Origin of the sequence: Aeromonas sp. R2-4 (genome assembly GCF_040908365.1) — a bacterium.
Lineage (GTDB): Bacteria > Pseudomonadota > Gammaproteobacteria > Enterobacterales > Aeromonadaceae > Aeromonas > Aeromonas veronii.
Map to the genome: position 1 here is coordinate 1 of NZ_JBFODO010000014.1, position 17,693 is coordinate 17,693.

General features: G+C 57.9%; 19 protein-coding genes. 8 read left to right on the forward strand and 11 right to left on the reverse strand.

Translation table 11 applies throughout. The features are described from left to right. Window positions 1-45: 45 nt before the first annotated feature. Complete coding sequence (locus AB5Z05_RS07265) at window positions 46-1,086, forward strand: IS481-like element ISAs19 family transposase (protein WP_279460456.1); 1,041 nt, start codon at window positions 46-48, stop codon at window positions 1,084-1,086. Between the two features lie 36 nt (window positions 1,087-1,122). Here the strand turns inward: AB5Z05_RS07265 and AB5Z05_RS07270 are convergent, their stop codons facing one another. Continuing rightward, the gene (locus AB5Z05_RS07270; RefSeq protein ID WP_368150780.1) at window positions 1,123-1,935 is read right to left on the reverse strand and encodes a hypothetical protein; all 813 of its coding nucleotides are present in this window, start codon (window positions 1,933-1,935) and stop codon (window positions 1,123-1,125) included. 442 nt (window positions 1,936-2,377) lie between these two features. Between AB5Z05_RS07270 and dhaR the strand changes: the two genes are divergently transcribed. Beyond that, window positions 2,378-4,279 (forward strand): dihydroxyacetone kinase operon transcriptional regulator DhaR, encoded by a 1,902-nt coding sequence (dhaR, locus tag AB5Z05_RS07275; RefSeq protein ID WP_368150782.1) that lies wholly within the window; start codon window positions 2,378-2,380, stop codon window positions 4,277-4,279. 88 nt (window positions 4,280-4,367) lie between these two features. Here dhaR and AB5Z05_RS07280 read toward each other — a convergent pair whose 3' ends face one another. The 8 genes from AB5Z05_RS07280 to AB5Z05_RS07315 all read right to left on the reverse strand — a co-directional run bounded on the left by AB5Z05_RS07280 (window position 4,368) and on the right by AB5Z05_RS07315 (window position 12,046). Further along, window positions 4,368-5,450 carry a glycerol dehydrogenase gene (locus tag AB5Z05_RS07280; protein WP_368150785.1) on the reverse strand — a complete coding sequence of 361 codons (1,083 nt, stop codon included), beginning with the start codon at window positions 5,448-5,450 and terminating at the stop codon, window positions 4,368-4,370. A 125-nt stretch (window positions 5,451-5,575) separates the two neighbouring features. Next, complete coding sequence (dhaM, locus tag AB5Z05_RS07285; protein ID WP_368150788.1) at window positions 5,576-6,292, reverse strand: dihydroxyacetone kinase phosphoryl donor subunit DhaM; 717 nt, start codon at window positions 6,290-6,292, stop codon at window positions 5,576-5,578. Between the two features lies 1 nt (window position 6,293). Further along, window positions 6,294-6,923, reverse strand: a complete 630-nt coding sequence (gene dhaL / locus AB5Z05_RS07290; protein WP_021231630.1) for a dihydroxyacetone kinase subunit DhaL — start codon at window positions 6,921-6,923, stop codon at window positions 6,294-6,296. 9 nt (window positions 6,924-6,932) lie between these two features. Further along, window positions 6,933-8,003: a dihydroxyacetone kinase subunit DhaK gene (dhaK, locus tag AB5Z05_RS07295; RefSeq protein WP_040067692.1), complete on the reverse strand. Its 1,071-nt coding sequence runs from the start codon at window positions 8,001-8,003 to the stop codon at window positions 6,933-6,935. A gap of 238 nt (window positions 8,004-8,241) precedes the next feature. Then, window positions 8,242-9,600, reverse strand: coding sequence for an NCS2 family permease (locus tag AB5Z05_RS07300; RefSeq protein ID WP_368150790.1), 1,359 nt, complete (start codon window positions 9,598-9,600; stop codon window positions 8,242-8,244). Window positions 9,601-9,905: 305 nt separating this feature from the next. Next, a complete protein-coding gene (gene cspA, locus AB5Z05_RS07305) occupies window positions 9,906-10,118 on the reverse strand; it encodes an RNA chaperone/antiterminator CspA (RefSeq protein WP_005316548.1) in 213 nt (70 codons plus the stop codon). Window positions 10,119-10,712: 594 nt separating this feature from the next. Continuing rightward, a complete protein-coding gene (yjbD, locus tag AB5Z05_RS07310; protein ID WP_005340165.1) occupies window positions 10,713-10,997 on the reverse strand; it encodes a DUF3811 domain-containing protein in 285 nt (94 codons plus the stop codon). 146 nt (window positions 10,998-11,143) lie between these two features. Beyond that, the gene (locus AB5Z05_RS07315) at window positions 11,144-12,046 is read right to left on the reverse strand and encodes a cation diffusion facilitator family transporter (protein WP_108613315.1); all 903 of its coding nucleotides are present in this window, start codon (window positions 12,044-12,046) and stop codon (window positions 11,144-11,146) included. A gap of 461 nt (window positions 12,047-12,507) precedes the next feature. Here AB5Z05_RS07315 and AB5Z05_RS07320 point away from each other — a divergent pair, with 461 nt between their 5' ends. Further along, a complete protein-coding gene (locus tag AB5Z05_RS07320; RefSeq protein WP_019445191.1) occupies window positions 12,508-12,633 on the forward strand; it encodes a hypothetical protein in 126 nt (41 codons plus the stop codon). Between the two features lie 72 nt (window positions 12,634-12,705). On the opposite strand, the gene AB5Z05_RS07325 is transcribed toward AB5Z05_RS07320, so the two are convergent. Next, a complete protein-coding gene (locus AB5Z05_RS07325) occupies window positions 12,706-13,449 on the reverse strand; it encodes a substrate-binding periplasmic protein (RefSeq protein ID WP_368150819.1) in 744 nt (247 codons plus the stop codon). Window positions 13,450-13,598: 149 nt separating this feature from the next. Continuing rightward, window positions 13,599-14,186, reverse strand: a complete 588-nt coding sequence (locus tag AB5Z05_RS07330) for a single-stranded DNA-binding protein (RefSeq protein ID WP_005340181.1) — start codon at window positions 14,184-14,186, stop codon at window positions 13,599-13,601. A gap of 426 nt (window positions 14,187-14,612) precedes the next feature. Here AB5Z05_RS07330 and AB5Z05_RS07335 point away from each other — a divergent pair, with 426 nt between their 5' ends. From AB5Z05_RS07335 to AB5Z05_RS07355, 5 genes are all read left to right on the forward strand, one after another. Continuing rightward, window positions 14,613-15,260, forward strand: coding sequence for a LuxR C-terminal-related transcriptional regulator (locus AB5Z05_RS07335; protein ID WP_042080923.1), 648 nt, complete (start codon window positions 14,613-14,615; stop codon window positions 15,258-15,260). Further along, a complete protein-coding gene (locus tag AB5Z05_RS07340) occupies window positions 15,260-15,703 on the forward strand; it encodes a curli production assembly/transport protein CsgE (protein ID WP_201952785.1) in 444 nt (147 codons plus the stop codon). Before AB5Z05_RS07335 ends, AB5Z05_RS07340 begins: the two co-directional genes overlap by 1 nt. A gap of 11 nt (window positions 15,704-15,714) precedes the next feature. Then, complete coding sequence (locus tag AB5Z05_RS07345) at window positions 15,715-16,116, forward strand: curli assembly protein CsgF (protein WP_270905357.1); 402 nt, start codon at window positions 15,715-15,717, stop codon at window positions 16,114-16,116. A 7-nt stretch (window positions 16,117-16,123) separates the two neighbouring features. After that, entirely contained in the window at window positions 16,124-16,963 is an 840-nt protein-coding gene (locus AB5Z05_RS07350; protein ID WP_005355003.1) for a CsgG/HfaB family protein, read from the forward strand. A gap of 186 nt (window positions 16,964-17,149) precedes the next feature. After that, window positions 17,150-17,671: a curlin gene (locus tag AB5Z05_RS07355; protein WP_201952781.1), complete on the forward strand. Its 522-nt coding sequence runs from the start codon at window positions 17,150-17,152 to the stop codon at window positions 17,669-17,671. The last annotated feature ends 22 nt before the right edge of the window (window positions 17,672-17,693 follow it).

Here is a 17,693-nt window from a genome sequence, read left to right on the forward strand (position 1 = left end):
CGGATAACAAAACGGTACCCCTACCGTGTTATCTGGAGTCACCGTATGACCACCAACGAGAAAGTAGCACGTCGCAAACTCAGCCTGCTAGAGCTCGCCAAAGAGCTCAATAACGTCAGTAAAGCCTGCAAGCTCATTGGCTACAGCCGCCAGCAGTTCTACGAAATTCGCCGTAATTACCAGACCTATGGCGCCGAGGGCTTGCTCGACAAATTGCCGGGCTGTAAAGGGGCTCATCCCAATCGGGTTGCGCCCGAGATTGAACAGGCCATCCTCGATTACTCCCTCACCAGACCAACTCAAGGCCCGCTGCGGGTCGCGCAAGAACTGGCTCTGCAAGGCATCAATGTCAGTGCGGGCGGTGTGCGTGGCGTGTGGCAACGGCACGACTTGCTCTCTAAACACGACCGCTTGCTGCGCCTTGAGAAAACTCACCGTGAGCAGACCATTGAGCTCAATGACGAGCAAATTCGCCTGTTAGAACGATTCAGTCCCGAGTTCCGAGAACGCCAGATTGAGGTTCATTACACCGGAGAACTGGTGGCGGTCGACACCTTCTTCGTCGGCGCGCTCAAGGGGGTTGGCAAGGTGTATCTACAAACCGTGCTGGACTGCTACAGTCGCCACGCCTGGGGACGGCTCTACACCAGCAAGCTGCCGGTGACCTCGGTTCATGTGCTCAATGAAACGGTGCTGCCGTTTTTCGAGGCCCACGAGGCGCGGGTCTATACCATCCTGTCGGACAACGGGCGCGAGTTCTGTGGGCGCCCAGACCACCATCCCTACGAGCTGTTCCTGCAACTGGAGGGGATTGAGCACCGAACCACCAAGGTGCGCAGGCCGCAGAGCAACGGCTTTATCGAGCGGCTGCATCGAACCTTGCTGGATGAACACTTCCGCATCAAGGGGAGGACGACCTGGTATGAGTCGGTAGAGCAGATGCAGACAGACCTGGATAGCTATCTGGTGCACTACAACACCCAGCGGCCACATCAGGGCAGGATGATGGAGGGTCAAACCCCCTACAGCATGTTCAAGAAGGGTCTGAAATTGATACCGAAGGAAGTGCGCTCTAAAGTAGCGTAAACAAGACACCGGTTTGAGGCCGGTGTCAGGTGATAACTAGATCTGTACACACTGTTTCTTTCTCAACGCGGAGCTTTTCGGTGTTAGGAAAAAAGGAAAAAACTCGTACATATAAGGTATTTCATTTTCCTTACCCTGTTGCGCATATAATTCGTGTAACTCGTAACATTGATGACGCAACAGACCATAAAATGGGCGCAGCATTTCAATAATCGACCATATTATATGAGGATTAGCCTTTTCTGTAGCAGACATCAAATAGTAAAAGTCGAGTACGGTAACCCACTCACCATCTACATTTTGTTGCCAGCTACTAGCCATACCTGAGCGTTCAATTACTTCTGCTGAGTCATTTCGTAACTTTGTACGCACATCGCTACGTAGGCTCCAAATATGATCATCAATTACAGATAACCAAAGTCCAATAGGATCATCATTTTGATTGTTATTAGTTAACACATCAAGATTGTAGTATCGTGAACCTTTCGCGAACTCTGTAAGAGTAGAAATTATTTTTGTTTGTTTATCATTAAGGCTTGGCTGTTGTCGTAATCCATATGCCTGGGGTAGTACTGAACAGTTGTCGAAAAGATCTTTTATATTGTGACCAAAAGCTTTCAACTCTTTGTTTGTCGGGTTTTTCAGATGGTTTTTTAGTTGGTGATCAAGGATCAGTACTATTTTCATCAAACGCTCAAAACCTGTAGCAAGCTCGAACAAACCTGAGTAAAACAAGCCTCGATGATTCTCATCAATATTGGCGTTTCTTAATGAATTTAAACCACCCAAAAGGCTAGACATTGTCAAATGCCCCTCTTGGGTAAGCAATCTATAATTTTGGCTAAACATTTTATATCTTCTTCCAGAAGCCTAATCGTTATTAGATGGAAGGCGGTGCTAATCCGTCAATAGAGCCTTTCATATAAATTCTGATCGCCCTGTTCGCCGCCAAAGAAAATAAATTTTTAAATCACAACATTACCGATCTGCCTATGGTGCTGAACACATTCGTCAAGCGTTTCCCTTTGGATCTTCTTTTCGCTAGTGAGAAAAAATACACTTAAGGAGCGGCAATGGAAAGCACCATCTGGCCTCCTTTTCATAAACTAGTCAGTAGTGTGAGCGGGGTTATATATCAAAAGATTGAAGGAGTGTCTCGGCCAGAAATTTGCCGGGGGCGAACCCGACCAAGAGCAGAGCGGGCTTGCCACCCTCTGAGGCAGGTCACTGAATCGGGGGCGCTGGCGTGGTTAAATGGTCGGCTCACATCTTGCCGGATATTGCTGTGACCATGCCATCTGACCTTCAGCCGCTGCTCGCTTGGCCTGACTATCTGCAGGCATCCTGGCTGCGCTGCGCCCACCAGACCAGTGCCACCCTCTGGCATCCGCCCCACAGCGCCAAGGGGCAGACCTTGCAGAGCCTGCGCCAGCGCAAGCGCGACCTGCTTACCACCGGCGAGATGGCCCTCGAAGATCTCTACGAATTTATGGAGGGGCGCCCCTGCGCCCTGCTGCTCACCGACGAGAGCGGCTGCCTGCTGGCCCAGACCGGCCATCCCGACACCCTGCGCGAGCTGGCGGCGCTGGGGTTTGGCCCCGGCGCCTTTTTCAGCGAGGGGCGCATCGGCACCAATGCCATCAATCTGGCGGCGCTGGAGGGAGTGCCGCTCTGCGTCAGCGGCTCCCAGCACTTCAACCAGACCCTCCACCCATGGCACAGCTGCGCCAGCCCGGTCTACAACAGCAATGGCCGTCAGGTCGCCATCATCGCGTTGATCTGCAAGGTGGAGGAGGCGAGCGCCGGCGATCTGGCGCTCACCGTCAGTGCCGGACGCGAGCTGGCCCATCTGCTGCAGATGGAGACCCTGATGCAGGAGTCCCAGCACCATCTGAGCGAGCTTTACGCCCTGCTCGATGGCATGGATGACGGTGTGCTGGCCTGGGATCCACAGGGGCGGCTGCGCTACCTCAACGCGCTGGCGGCCCACCGGCTGCGGCTCGATCCCGCGCTCTGCCTCGGCCAACCGCTGGAGCAGCACCTGCTGTTGCCCCAGCGGTTGCAGTTGGCCATCAGGGGGCAGACGCCGCTCAGCCATGTGGAGGTGACGCTGGAGCGGCTCGGCGCGCAGGAGGGGGAGTTTATCAATGCACTGGTGAGCCTCAAGCCGCTGCCGGGGCCAGAGGGGGTCAGCTTTATCGCCCTGTTGCACCCGGTCGATCGGCTGCGGGCCATTCACCAGTTGCGCCAGACGGTGCCCGAGTTATCGGCACTGGTGGGGGAGTCGAGCGCCATGCGCAAGCTGCTGCGCTACGCCCGGCAGGCGGCCCAGAGTCAGGGGCCGATCCTGCTGCGCGGTGAGGAGGAGGTGGGCAAGGCCCAGCTGGCGGAGGCGATCCACTTTGGCAGTGAGCGGGCCGCCGGGCCGCTCATTACCCTCAACTGCAAGGCGCTGCCGAGCGAGCGGATGGCGCTGGAGCTGATGGGTTCCGACGAGGCGGGGCAGGAGCGGGCAGGCAAGTTCGAGCTGGCCCACGGCGGCACGTTAGTGCTGGAGCAGGTGGAGTGCCTCTCTGCCCCCATGCAGGCGGCGCTGCTGCAACTGCTCAAGACCGGTCGCATCCAGCGCTTCGATTCGGCCCGTATCCTGCCGCTCAAGGTGCGGATCATCGCCACCAGCAGCGCCCCACTGGAGCAGCTGTTGCAGGAGGGGCTGTTTGGCCGCCAGCTGCTCTATGCCTTACAGGCGTGCGAGCTATGGCTGCCGGGATTGCGGGAGCGCGCGGCGGATCTGCCGGGCCTTATTAGCCAGCAGTTGGCGGCGCAGGGTCGTGAGCCGGTGCGCCAGTTCAGTCCGGCGGCCCTCGACTGCCTGCTCGCCTATCCCTGGCCCGGCAATCTGGGGGAGCTGCGCAGTGCGGTGGAGCATGCCCTGCTTCATGCCGGTCAGGGGCCGATCCCGCCGGAGGCGCTGCCCGCTGCCATTCGGCACGGCTATCAGCGGGTGGCGGACGAGGTGGTGGGGCAACCGCTGCTCACGCTGGCGGAGCTGGAGCGGCAAGCCATCTTGCGCTGCGCCCACGCCTGCAAGGGGCAGGTGAGCCAGATGGCCCAGCATCTTGGCATCAGTCGCACCACCCTCTGGCGGCGGCTCAAGCTGCTCGAAATTGATCCCGCTGACTATCACGGCTGACGGCGAGCCGTCGCCAACCGGCCGCAGAAAACGAAACGGCCCCGCAGATGCGGGGCCGTTTTATATGGCAGGAGCAGTCGTGGCGCGGTTACAGCCCCAGCTGGTGGGCGGTGACGATGGCCGCCAGCACATCCTCGGCGGTGACCTTGAACGGCATATTGTGGATGGTCTCGCCCTCGGCGGTGGAGGCTTTGGCCACCTCCATCAGGCGCGCCACATCCAGCTCCTTGACCCCCATCATATGCAGGTTGGTCGGCAGGCCAACCGAGCGGCAGAAGGCCAGTACGGTTTCGATCTCCGCCATCGGCGCGTTCTCCAGCACCAGCTGTACCAGGGTACCGAACGCCACTTTCTCGCCGTGGTAGAGGTGGTGACACTCGGTCAGCTGGGTCAGGCCGTTGTGGATGGCGTGGGCGGCGGCCAGCCCGCTGCTCTCGAAGCCGATACCGCTCAGATAGGTGTTGGCCTCGATGATGTTCTCCACCGCCTTGGTGCAGAGCCCCTGCTCTACCGCCAGCTTGGCCTTGTAGCCATCGGCCAGCAGGGTCTTGTAGCAGAGCTCGGCGATGGCTTGCGCCGCCAGCGTAGAGGCTCCACCGGCCATGGTCTGGCAACCGGAGACCTTGTTGGCGCGCGCCTCGAAATAGGTGGAGAGCGCATCCCCCATGCCGGAGACCAGCAGCCGCACCGGGGCGCGGGAGACTACGCCGGTATCCATGATGACCATGTTGGGGTTGGTCGGGATCATCAGGTATTCGCTGAACTGTCCTTCCGGGGTGTAGATGACCGCCAGCGCGCTGGTGGGGGCATCGGTGGAGGCGATGGTGGGCACTATGACCACCGGCACCTTCTGGTAGAAGGCGACTGACTTGGCGGTATCCAGCGTTTTGCCGCCGCCGATGCCGATGATGACATCAAACGGGGTCTGGTTGCAGCGGGCCAGCAGGCGGTCGATCTCGGGGCGGGAGCACTCACCATTGAAGCAGTCGAACTCGGGCTTGATGCCGGCGCCATGGAAGCTGGTGGCCACGGTATCGCCCACCAGCTTGGTGACGAAGGCGTCGGCCAGGATCAGCGGCTTGCTACCGAGCGCCTTGACGTAGTTGCCGATATTGGCGAGGGCCCCGTTGCCTTGTACGTATTTGCTGGGGCTGATAATAATGCGGTCCATTTTTTATCCCTCTCTCTTTATGAATTAAGAATCGGGGCGAAGGGGCGGCAGTGCCGGGGACTCCTTCGTCTTGAATGAAGCTGCACATGCTCAGCGAGCGAGTGCAGCCCCTTGAAACAGTGGCGTCAGTCGCCAAAGCGCTCGTCGGCCAGCTGCTGGAAGCAGGTCAATGCTGCGGTGGCATCCTCGCCGCGCGCCAGCAGGGTGAGCGCATCGCCCTGACGCACGTTGAGCATGGCGAGCCGGGTCAGGCTGCGGGGATTGGCCTCTTTATCCCCCTTTTGCAGCTTGAGTTCGGCGGCAAAGGGCTTGAGGGCAGCCACCAGTCGGGCGGCGGGGCGCACATGCAGGCCGTGGGGGTTATCCACCACCACCTCGCAGCGCAGCCAGCCGTCGTCGACAACGGGGGCTGTCTCGGTGGCGGCCTGCGCTGGGCTGGCAGGCAGCATCGCCTGTTTCGGGCCCAGCGCGCCGAGCGCCTCGGCGGCCACCTCGTCCAGCGTCAGGCCGGAACCGGCCGCCACCACAGCGGCCAGAGTACCTTCGACCAGCGGGGCCGGGCAGAGCCGCACCCTCGCGCTTAACTCGGGGGGCAGCAGTTCGAGGGCGGTCTCGGCGCTCAAGAGGGCGCTGCCCAAGTCCATCAGCACCAGCACGCCGCTGCCGTCATCCGCTTCTTCAATCGCACTCATCACCGCGATGGCGTCGGTGCCGATGGGGTGGTCGGGGTCATCGACCCCGGCCGCCAGCAGCAATCGGGCCGGGCTGCCGAGCTGGTCGGCCAGCGCTTTCAAACCGGCCGCCAGCATGGCGCTGTGAGAGACCACTACGATTCCGATCATGTCACAACCTCGCTCTGTCACGCAGGGCAGTCAGCAGCAGCAGGGTCGAGGTGGCCCCGGCATCCTGATGGCCGATGCTGCGCTCGCCAAGATAGCTGGCGCGCCCCTTGCGGGCCTGCATCTGGATGGTCGCCTCGGTACCGGCCGCGGCGGCTGCCACCGCCTTGTCCAGCGCCTCGTTGAGGGGCAGCTCTTGCTGCTGCGCCTGTTGCAGGGCGGCCAGTGCCGGCCACCAGGCGTCGCACATGGTCTTGTCGCCCGGCTCGGCACGGCCGCGGGAGACGATCCCCTCGACCCCGTCGCTCAGCATTTTGCACAGCTGGCTCAGGCTCAGGCTCTGGCAGGCGTCGCTGCTGGCCGCGGCCCGGATAAAGAAGGTGCCGTAGAGCGGGCCGCTGGCGCCGCCGACCGAGGAGAGCAATGTCATGCCGGTGGTTTTCAGTACCTGCCCGATATCCTTGTCCGCCACTGCGGGCAGCTTCTCCGCCACCTTGGCGAAGCCGCGCTGCATGTTAAGGCCGTGGTCGCCGTCGCCGATGTCGGTATCCAGCGCGGTGAGGTAGTCACGCTGCTCGGTGAAGATATGCTCGCAGTCGAGCAGCCAGTTGACGATGTGATGCTTGCTTAACATGGGTTCTCCTTAGCAGCCGCGACGCAGGGCGGGGGTGTGAACGGGGGCATCCCACAGGGTCATCAGTTCATCATCCACCTTGAGCAATGTGATGGAGATACCGGTCATGTCGAGGGAGGTGCAGTAGGGGCCAATCAGGTTGCGCACCAGATGGATGCCCGCCTCTTCGCACAGGGTGGCGAGGCGACCATAGACGCCATAGAGTTCGGAGATGGGGGTGCCGCCGAGGCTGTTGACCAGCGCGATGACCCGATCGCCCGCATTCAGCGGTTCGATAAAGGTGTGCTCCTCCTGCCAGCTGCCGCTGGTGCGATCCCAGTGGCGCAGGGTACGGCCGTAGGGAGTGTTGTCCGCCAGCTCGCTGAACATGTCGTCCACCAGGGTATTGAGGTCGGTGAAGGGGCGGCGCTCGATGCCCGGTTCGCCGTGAATGCCCACGCCGAACTCCAGCTCGTTGTCCGCCAGGGTGAAGGAGGGCTTGCCAGCGGCCGGCACGGTGCAGGCATGCATGGCCACGCCTATGGTGCGGCTCTGGTTGTTGATGCGACGGGCCAGCGCCTCGCAGCGGGCAAGGTCATAGCCCGCCTCGGCGGCGGCACCGACCAGCTTCTCGCACAGCACGGTCGTGGCAACCCCACGGCGACCGGCGGTGTAGAGGCTGTCTTTGACCGCGACATCGTCATCGATCAGGGCGAAGCCCACCTTGACTCCGTCGCCGTGCAGCAGCTCGACCGCGGTCTCGAAGTTGAGTACGTCGCCGGTGTAGTTTTTCACCAGAAAGAGCACACCCGCGCCGCCATCAACGGCCTGACCGCACTCGTACATCTGATCCGGGGTCGGGGAGGTAAATATCTCGCCGGGGCAGGCGCCATCCAGCATCCCTTTGCCCACCAGACCGCCGTGCATCGGCTCGTGGCCGCTGCCACCGCCGGAGACCAGCGCCACCTTGCCCATCACGGGGGAGTCGGCGCGGGTGATGTAGTGGGGTTCGATACGTACCTTGAGCTCGGGGTGGGCGGCTGCCATCCCCATCAGTTGTTCACGGACCACGGCATCGACGGCATTGATCAGTTTCTTCATGGCTCACTCCTTGGCTTACCACCGCTCGGGTGGGCAAATGGTTGATGGAGCCAGTCTAACGACAGAAAAAGGGATAAAAATGACGGGCGATTTGGTTCGGATTTGAAACAGCAGAAGGGGGAAGGATGTTTCAATCTGAAACTGCGCAGGGCTTGCGGGCGGGAAACTGTTAGCTGACTCACAGCCATGAAAAAGGGCCCCGCAGGGCCCTTCGGTATAACCGGAATATGCGGACGGGTTAGATGGCCCAGCCACCGGCGTAGAAGACCACCAGCGCCACGGCGATGATAACGGTGCCGACGTTCAGCTTCTTCCACTCGGCAGCGAACAGGCGACCGATGACCAGTGCTACGAAGCCCAGCATGATGCCGGTCACGATGTTGCAGGTCAGCACGATGAAGACGGCACACAGCATGCCGGAGAGCGCATCGACCGAGTCGCTGAAGTCCAGCTTGGTGACGTTGCCCAGCATCAGCAGACCGACATACATCAGCGCCGGTGCGGTGGCGTAAGCCGGTACCAGATAGCTGAGCGGGGAGAGGAAGATCATCAGCAGGAACAGCACGCCGACCAGCGCGGCGGTCAGACCGGTCTTGCCACCTGCCGCGGTGCCTGCGGCAGATTCGATGTAGACGGCAGCCGGAGCACCACCGACGGCGCCCGCCACCATGCTGCTGACGGAGTCGGCAGTCAGGGCCTTGCCGCCGCTGATGATGTGGCCACGTTCGTTGATAAGGCCCGCCTGACCGGCCACGGCACGGATGGTGCCGGTGGCGTCAAACACGGCTGTCATCACCAGTGCCAGTACGGTCGGAATCACCACCGGATTGAGGGCGCCCAGCAGATCCATGCTGCCTACCAGCGAGCCCTTCTCGCCAGTCAGGCTCGGCATGGCGAAGAAGCCCTGCCAGGTTACTTTCGGGTCGAAGATAAGGCCGAGGATGGAGATGGCGATAATCACCATCAGGATGCCGCCCGGCACCTTGCGACGCTCCAGACCGAAGATGGCGGCCAGACCCAGCACAGTCATGATGACCGGGAAGGCGGTCACTTCACCCAGTTGCACCGGCAGACCGGCCCCTTCGTTCTTGATCACCATACCGACGCCGTTGGTGGCGATCAGCAGCAGGAACAGACCGATACCGATACCGGTACCGTGAGCGATGCCGGAGGGGAGGTTGTCCAGGATCCACTGGCGCACGCCGGTGACGCTGATCACGGTGAACAGCACCCCCATCAGGAAGATGGCGCCGAGGGCAACCGGAATGCTCAGTCCCTGACCCAGTACCAGACTGAACGCGGTAAAGGCGGTGAGGGAGATGGCGCAACCGATGGCCATCGGCAGCTTGGCCCACAGCCCCATCAGCAGGGAGCCGAAGGCGGCGATCAAACAGGTGGCGACAAACACCGGGCCCTGCTCAAAGCCGGCAGCACCCAGCATGTTCGGCACCACTATGATGCTGTAGACCATCGCCAGGAAGGTGGTCAGCCCCGCGACCAGCTCCTGACGCACGCTGCTGCCGCGCGCAGAAATGGAAAAATAAGAGTCCAGAAAGCCGCCTGTCCCTGTTTGGGCGGCCATATCTTGCTTTGCCATAACTAATCCTGAAAGTGTGAAGGAAATCGTTTGCGTTGGTGGCGCGCAAAATAGCAAGAATTCGCGGCAAATACAGCGGATAACCTGACTTTTTCGTCACTATTTTACATTTTGAGTCCATTCGGAGCTCATTCTAAGACTCAAGCGGTGAGAGCGTGTAAGGGAGGGATCAAGCGGTCGGGCGAGGGGAGATCTGTGAGGAAAAAGCGGGGAAAAACAAAAAACCCGCCTAAGCGGGTTTTTTTAAATTCTTGCAGAGCTGTCAGCAGTTGGCATGAGCCATCAGCAGCATGCTCCGGCTTGAATTACAGACCAACTACGTTGGCAGCAGCCGGGCCTTTCTGGCCTTGCTCGATGGTGAACTCAACGCGCTGACCTTCGTCCAGGGTTTTGAAGCTGGTGGACTGGATAGCGGAGAAGTGTACGAACACGTCTTTGCTGCCGTCAGCCGGGGAGATGAAACCAAAACCTTTCTCAGCGTTGAAGAACTTAACGGTACCAGTCATTTTGTTAGACATAATAATTTCCTTAAATAGTGTTGAATGCCACCTAAATGGCAATTTTTGATTTTTCGTCAGCAATACGTATGGGGAGCACTAAAGAAGGAGAATTATTTGATAAGAATTATCCGAGGATAACGCTTATGCTAATCACTGCTTTACTAAAATGACTGCCTAACATAATCAGGTCTGAACTGCCGAACCATCGAGAAAGATTAAAACACGCTCTCATTTTTAAAGCAAACTTTATCTCAATATTAATGTTTTGTAACAGCCAAAAATATCATTTTTTATAGTAAATATGATGCATTTCAACGGCATAGAAAAATCAACGAGGACTCATATCACCCTGTAGCAAACCAGATTCGGCTTTTTTGCCCTGACTATGTAGCCAGTTCTGGTAAAAAATATGAGAAAAAATGAAAAGCTGGCGATAGATGGGGATTGTCAGTTGGCGTTCTCTCTAACTCACAATGTAAATCACTTCTTTGCTGCTGCGATTAGCTTCTGGGCTGCAAATCAATGGCGGCGCCAAATCTGGCTCATCGAGCATCGCCCAGACATGCAAACGCCCGCAGGCACAAGTGCGAGCGGGCGTTTTGCAAGAGGGGATCAGCGCTTGCTGCGAAACTTGTTGCTGACCGAATCAATCCAGCTGAAGGTTTCCGGCAGTACCTGGTTCTTGGCGCGCTCTTTGGCTTTCTCGCGAGCCAGCTTGGAGGCTGCCTTGGCCGCTTCGGCGCGGTCGGCCACAATTTTCAGGCGACCCTCTTCGCGGATCTTGTTCCGCTCTCCGTTGGTCAGCTGGTGGTCTGCATTGGCTTGTGCCTTTTGCAATAACAAGGCTATCTCGGCTTTTTCGGCCTCGGTCAGATCTTTCATTTCCAGCTTTTTCACGGCGCGCTCCTGCGGCAGGGTGGTTAGACACCCTAACACAGTTGTGCCGATCACTTCTTATGCAATCGGCTTTCCGGCAGTAAAAATGCGGGTTTGTGCCAACTTTCCGTTATTTCGCTGCCACTTTCCCGCCTGTTTGCCACATTTCAATTTATGGCGAGCGGTGAGGGCAGCTCTTGCTCCTCCGGCTCGACGTGGATCAGCACGATGGCGTGGGGCAACTGCGCCATGATGGCGTGTTCGATGCGATCACAGATATCGTGGGCTTCGCCGATGCTCATCTCCGGGGGCAGGGTGAGATGGAAGTCGATATGGCGACGACGACCGGCACGACGGCTGCGCAGATCGTGAAAACCGCTGGCGGCAGGGCAGCATTCGGTGATGATGCGGCTGGTCATCGCCAGCTCTTCCGGGCTCATGCTCTGGTCGATCAGCGGCTGGAAGGCCTCGTTGAGCATGCTGATCGCCTCTCTAACAATAAAGATGGCGACCGCAATGGCGACCAGCGGGTCGAGGATGGCGAGTGAATGGCCGAACAGACCGGCCAGCCAGATCCCGCCAAGACCGACGGCGACACCGGCTGAAGTGAGCACATCCGCCTTGAGATGGAGCGCATCGGCCGCCAATGCAACTGACTCTTCTTCCCGGGCCACCTTGTAGAGGTAGGCTGAGACGCCGCTGTTGACCAGCGCCGAGATCACCATCACCAGCACGCCCCAGCCAATGCTTTCAATCGGGCTGGGGGTGATTAGCTTGTCGACAGCTTCGAAGATGATCCAGCCTGCGGCCAGCAAGATAAGCAGTGCTTCGATGACACCGGAGACATTTTCAATCTTGTCGTGACCATAGGGGTGGCTCTCATCGGGCGGGAGATCGGACTTTTTCACCGCGAACAGGGCGATCAGGGCCGCCACCAGATCCATAGCGGAGTGGATCGCCTCCGAGATGATACTGACCGAGCCGCTGGCGAACCCGGCCACCATTTTCATGATGATCAGACTGATATTGGAGCAGACCGACACCATGGCGGCTCTGGTTTTTCTGTTCATGTCACAGCTTCCTGAATAAAAACGGATATTTCGGTGCGGCGCGCATTATATCCGGCTGACCGGAAATAACCTATTCGGTGTTGTAACCTGATGTTTCCGATGATATTGCGAATGCTTATTAAAATGGTGACCTCTTGCGTGGCAATAAATAATGAGAGGAATTTATATTTATCCGTGAAAATATCCAGGTGACGATGGCTTAATATAAGCGTGACAACATTTAATAATGCAAATTACTCTTTTTTGGTCTTTCCTTTCGAGGACGTTTGGCCTCCCCGCTCAAGGGGCTGCGCGCGACATCTTTTGGACGAGAATGAGGCTGGATCCGGATGCCGCTGGAGGGTATGCTGGGTCTGGTGATGGTCTTGCACCATCCCACCAAGCGTACTGAAGTTGATAATTCGGATGGCATGCTGGCTCCCATGAGGAACCAACTGTCTGGGTAACATTTTTGGAGTTTGATGATGAGTAACAAAGAACATCACAACGGCAAAGATGCCAAGAAAAAACCGCAGATGTCACTGAAAGAGAAACGCGAAGCCAAACGTCAGAAAGCAGAACTGAAAAACGGCAGCGCAATGAAGTAACGCTCCCCTACTGCTGTTCCTTCGGAGCCAGTACAAAGCCAGCCCTTACCGGCTGGCTTTTATGTTTGTGGCTCACGGCGTGGCGCCGTAAGCCGCGAAAATCTGGTGATAACGACCATCCTGACGCATCGCCTCAAGGCGCTTATCAAACAGATTGCGGGCATCGGCCGTTCGGAAGGCAAAGTGATAGACGGTGGGCGGGAAGAGGTCTGCTTGCCTGACCTGATTGCGCTCGTAGTGCTCGCCTGCCTGGGCGGTGGCAATCAGCTGGTCGAGGTAGTAGTAGAACACCCGCTCCTCCAGTACGACTGCATCCACCCTGCCGCGCATCAGCTGATGTACCTGCACCTGCTGCTTGGCTACCTCCTCATAGTGGGGATTCTGGTTGGCCATGGTGGCGAACGCGCCCCCCAGAATGATCCTTGCCCGTTGAAAGGCGGTAACCCGTTTTGATTGCAGGTCGTCCAGAGTGCTGATGTGGGTGCTGCGCAGGGTGAAGATCCGGTTATGGAAGGTGATAACGGGCTGGGTCAGAACGTGAGGATCAACCATACCGGGTCTGACGTTGATGATGGCATCCAGCTTTCCTGACTCGAACAGGCGGAAGGTACGCTCCAGCGGCAGAAATTCAAAGCTGGGCTCATAGTCGCTGCCGGCGAACGCCTCTTTCAGCAGATCCAGCTCAATGCCACGCTGATTACTTTCGATGACATAAGGGGGGATGGCAAAGCTGACCCCGACCTTGAGTGGCATTGCCAGCAACTGGCCGGAGAGCATGCTGGTCAGCATTAGCAATAAAGGGGTGAGCAGTTTCATTGCACTTTGCACAAAGCGCTCCTATGGAGAATATCCATCACTGTAGGGGAGGCAACCAAAAAGCGTTATATCCCTTTCGGGCTGAGAGGTTCAGCCTGAGTGCATAAAAAAAGACCCTGAGTTATCAGGGCCTTTTCAATATTCTGTTCTTAGAACGGGATATCGTCGTCGAAATCCATCGGCGGCTCGTTATATACCGGCGGCGCAGATTGCGGCTGCTGGGCAGGACGGCCATAACCGCCTTGCGGCTGCATGTTCTGCTGCGGAGCCGGTGCCGGGCGCTGCTGATTCATCGGCTGCTGGGCAGGCATGCTTTGCTGTGGCTGACCCCAGTTACCCTGGGATTGGCCACCCATGTTCTGGCCCATACCCTGACCGCCTTGCGGACGGCCACCCAGCATCTGCATTACGCCAGTGAAGCTGTCGACCAGCACTTCAGTGGTGTAGCGCTCCTGGCCGCTCTGATCTTGCCATTTGCGGGTCTGCAGCTTGCCTTCCACATAGACCTGGGAGCCCTTCTTCAGGTACTCGCCAGCCACTTCGGCCAGCTTGCCCATGAAGACGACGCGATGCCATTCGGTACGCTCTTTCTGCTCACCGGTCTGCTTGTCGCGCCAGGTTTCGGAGGTAGCCAGAGTAATGTTGGTCACAGCACCGCCACTCGGCATGTAGCGTACTTCCGGGTCTTGCCCGAGGTTACCGATCAGAATGACTTTATTGATGCCTCGACTGGCCATAATCTCTCTTCCACCTTATTTACCGGCCAGGTCGAAACCTGGTCCAACACGACTAGATACCTGATTAGTTGCTGTGTGCGGGGCGCAATGTCCCGCAGACGCATGTGACGGTCATAGTAACAGTTGCGAAGCGGATTGGCAGCATCCTTAACCGGCTTGATGTGCCAAAGGTAACTGTTGGCTCCTGCTGTAGTGATGGTCGGGTTGCAGCTGTTTCCGGCGCGTCCGGCATCACATTTCTGCCATATATTCCTGTTATGCTGGCCGATTGGCGAATTGGAATAGGTTTTTAAATCGACTAAAAACATATGGTTACGATATTTATGAGATCCATTCTCATACTTTTTTAATATTGTGCTCCCATACCTCCTTGGTAGACTCAGTCGGCCAGATTAGGTGGTTTACAGGTTCAAGGAAGAGCACACAATGAAAGCCGCATGCCCGATCGCACTGGTCACTGAAAATAATGTGCAGGCCAGCACATTTGCTGCATACCTCATCTCTCATTTGAGCCGTCCCGTCCAGCTAATCCACGAGATTAATCAGCTAGATAACCAGTGTGACGGCACGCTGTTTCTCATCGATCTCGACTATATCCGCTCTGGCCAGTCACTGGGCTGGAACCGGGCGATCTCCGAACGCTTTGGCATGGCGACCACTGTGCTGCTCAATGCTCCCACTGCGACGGATCGCGACCTGCTGCTGATGTGGCCGCAGATCTGCGGTCTGTTTTTCCGTCAGGATCCGCTCGACAGACTGGTTGCCGGGTTGCAGAAAATCCTGTTGGGCGAGTACTGGATGCCGCGCCACCTGCTGTGCGAGCTGGTCGAATACTATCGCCAGGGCAACAGTTATCTGCTGCGTAACGACACTCTGCTGACCGCCAGAGAGCAGGAGATCATCCGTTATCTGATGACGGGTGCCTCCAATGTCGAGATCGCCGACAGCCTGTTTGTCAGCGAGCACACCGTCAAATCCCACCTCTATAACGTCTTTAAAAAGCTGAATGTGAAGAACCGGATCCAGGCGGTGAGCTGGGCCAAAGAGTATCTCGATGCTCCGGACTCCCACTGATGAAAGCGTTCTCTCTGGCATGTTGCCTTGTGCTGCTCTGGGGCTTCACGACCGTTGTGGCGGCCGAGGCCGATGCTCCGCTGGAGTCGGTACAGCCGGAGCAGGAGAGTGATCGGCTGGATGTGGATGGTTTGGTGCTGGACCGCACTTTTACCCGCTTCGGTCAGGGCTTTTATAACGAATTTACCCGGTTGCGCAGTGATGAAGACCCGAATGCCAGAGAAAATCTGACGATTCATGAGCGCCCGACTGCTCGCTGGGGCAGCCTGATCTGGATCACCCATAACCGGAAGGTGATTTTTAAAACCGCGCTCTCTCCCGGCCGCAATCAGCAGGAGCAGAGCGCCAAACTGGCTTGGTCACAGGTCAGGCAGACCCTCGAACAGCAGAAGATCGCGACCCTGTTCATGGATACCTTCGATTTGGAACATGATGAACTATAAGGATATTTCTCATGCGTGCCCGGTTATTGCTAGTTGCAGCACTGATAGCGCCAGCGCTCCATGCGTCGGAGCTTGTCTATCGCCCCGTCAACCCCAGCTTTGGGGGTAACCCTCTCAACAGCAGTCATCTGCTTGGCACCGCCAATGCGCAGAATGATTACAAGGATCCCGCCAGTGGCAGTGGTAGCAGCGGCACCTCGGCGCTGGATCGCCTGACCTCCAACCTGCAATCCCGCCTGATCAGCCAGCTGTTGGCCGATATCGGCAAGGATGGCAGCCAGAGCGGCAGTCTGGTGACCGATGATTTTGCCATCAATGTGGTGGATGAAGATGGCACCCTGGTGGTTTCGATCACCGACCGGGTGACCAACCAGACCACCATGATCGAAGTGAATGGCCTGATTGCTGATTGAGGGCGCGATGAAACGACAACTGTTATTGATAGTGCCCCTGCTTGCGCTGGCTGGCTGTGCGACCCATATTGGCTCGCCCGTTGCCGATGAGAAGGCAACCCTGATGCCGCGATCCGTCTCTTACAAGGAGCTGATCAGTCTGCCCAAGCCAAAAGGGAAAATTGTCGCGGCCGTCTACGATTTTCGCGATCAGACCGGTCAGTACCTGCCCGCACCGGCATCCAACTTCTCCACGGCGGTCACCCAGGGCGGGGTAGCCATGCTGAGCACGGCTTTGTGGGATTCCCAATGGTTTGTGCCTCTGGAGCGGGAGGGGCTGCAGAACCTGCTGACCGAACGCAAGATTGTGCGGGCGGCCCAGAACAAGCCCAACGTTCCCGGCAACAATGCCAATCAACTGCCCTCGCTAGTTGCCGCCAACATCCTGATCGAGGGGGGGATCGTCGCCTATGACAGCAATGTACGAACCGGTGGGGCGGGAGCCAAGTATTTTGGCATTGGCGCCAGCGGGGAGTACCGGGTCGATCAGGTGACGGTCAATCTGCGTGCCGTCGATATCCGTTCAGGCCGGATCCTGAACAGTGTCACCACCTCCAAGACAGTATTGTCGCAACAGGTGCAGGCCGGGGTATTCCGCTTCGTCGAGTACAAGCGCCTGCTGGAGGCCGAGGCCGGTTTCAGCACCAACGAACCGGTACAGATGTGTGTCATGTCGGCTATCGAGTCCGGAGTGATCCGGCTGATAGCCAATGGTGTACGGGACAATCTGTGGCAACTGGCCGACCAGCGGGATATCGACAATCCGATCCTGCAGGAGTACCTGCAAGACAACGCCCCGCTGCTTTGAGTTTTCCCTCTCTCGCAATGCCCTCCCTAGTGGAGGGCATTTTTTTGGCCTCTATCGAATACGACTTAAGACTTTCTGCTCAGCGACAGGGCGGTGTTTTTCATCCTCGAATCAGCGGAGTGCCTGATAGGCCGCCTCTTGTCTGACAGGGATACTGTGGGCGTTTTCCAACAAGGCGATGGCGCGATGAAACATCTGTTGAGTGCTCTCTTTTTTCTGCTGATATCGGGCGCCCCGCAACTCGCCGCAGAGCCTGCCGTCTTTGATGAGCTGGCGATGGCAAGCGAGCTGGATTCCGGTCTGCAGAACGACGGGAATCAGGCGCTGTTGTGGCAACTCGGTAGCGAGCAGCAACTGCACCTCACCCAGCAAGGGGAGCTGAATCAGGCGCGCCTGCTGCAACAGGGTTGGGCCAATGAGTTGGCGCTCTCCCAGGTAGGAGATGAGAACTGGGTCAATGGTGCGCAACTGGGTGAGGGCAATAGCGCCGAACTCTATCAGGCGGGCATCAATAACCGGATTTGGCTGCTGCAACAAGGCAGCGGCAATGAAGCCTGGATCAGTCAGCAAGGGGCAGACAATCAGGCCCGGGCGATCCAGCTGGGTGATGGCAATCAGGCCAGCATCGAGCAGAACGGAATCGGATTAACGGCCACCGTCATCCAGATGGGGGCCAATCAGCAAGTAAATGTCGTTCAAACCAACTGAGCCTAGGCTCAACCATTAGCAC

Bases quoted from the DNA above. Each gene is read 5' to 3' on its own strand.
- AB5Z05_RS07265 (WP_279460456.1), top strand. From the start codon at position 46: ATGACCACCAACGAGAAAGTAGCACGTCGCAAACTCAGCCTGCTAGAG.
- AB5Z05_RS07270 (WP_368150780.1), bottom strand. From the start codon at position 1,935: ATGTTTAGCCAAAATTATAGATTGCTTACCCAAGAGGGGCATTTGACA.
- dhaR (WP_368150782.1), top strand. From the start codon at position 2,378: ATGCCATCTGACCTTCAGCCGCTGCTCGCTTGGCCTGACTATCTGCAG.
- AB5Z05_RS07280 (WP_368150785.1), bottom strand. From the start codon at position 5,450: ATGGACCGCATTATTATCAGCCCCAGCAAATACGTACAAGGCAACGGG.
- dhaM (WP_368150788.1), bottom strand. From the start codon at position 6,292: ATGATCGGAATCGTAGTGGTCTCTCACAGCGCCATGCTGGCGGCCGGT.
- dhaL (WP_021231630.1), bottom strand. From the start codon at position 6,923: ATGTTAAGCAAGCATCACATCGTCAACTGGCTGCTCGACTGCGAGCAT.
- dhaK (WP_040067692.1), bottom strand. From the start codon at position 8,003: ATGAAGAAACTGATCAATGCCGTCGATGCCGTGGTCCGTGAACAACTG.
- AB5Z05_RS07300 (WP_368150790.1), bottom strand. From the start codon at position 9,600: ATGGCAAAGCAAGATATGGCCGCCCAAACAGGGACAGGCGGCTTTCTG.
- cspA (WP_005316548.1), bottom strand. From the start codon at position 10,118: ATGTCTAACAAAATGACTGGTACCGTTAAGTTCTTCAACGCTGAGAAA.
- AB5Z05_RS07315 (WP_108613315.1), bottom strand. From the start codon at position 12,046: ATGAACAGAAAAACCAGAGCCGCCATGGTGTCGGTCTGCTCCAATATC.
- AB5Z05_RS07320 (WP_019445191.1), top strand. From the start codon at position 12,508: ATGATGAGTAACAAAGAACATCACAACGGCAAAGATGCCAAGAAAAAA.
- AB5Z05_RS07325 (WP_368150819.1), bottom strand. From the start codon at position 13,449: ATGAAACTGCTCACCCCTTTATTGCTAATGCTGACCAGCATGCTCTCC.
- AB5Z05_RS07330 (WP_005340181.1), bottom strand. From the start codon at position 14,186: ATGGCCAGTCGAGGCATCAATAAAGTCATTCTGATCGGTAACCTCGGG.
- AB5Z05_RS07335 (WP_042080923.1), top strand. From the start codon at position 14,613: ATGAAAGCCGCATGCCCGATCGCACTGGTCACTGAAAATAATGTGCAG.
- AB5Z05_RS07340 (WP_201952785.1), top strand. From the start codon at position 15,260: ATGAAAGCGTTCTCTCTGGCATGTTGCCTTGTGCTGCTCTGGGGCTTC.
- AB5Z05_RS07345 (WP_270905357.1), top strand. From the start codon at position 15,715: ATGCGTGCCCGGTTATTGCTAGTTGCAGCACTGATAGCGCCAGCGCTC.
- AB5Z05_RS07350 (WP_005355003.1), top strand. From the start codon at position 16,124: ATGAAACGACAACTGTTATTGATAGTGCCCCTGCTTGCGCTGGCTGGC.
- AB5Z05_RS07355 (WP_201952781.1), top strand. From the start codon at position 17,150: ATGAAACATCTGTTGAGTGCTCTCTTTTTTCTGCTGATATCGGGCGCC.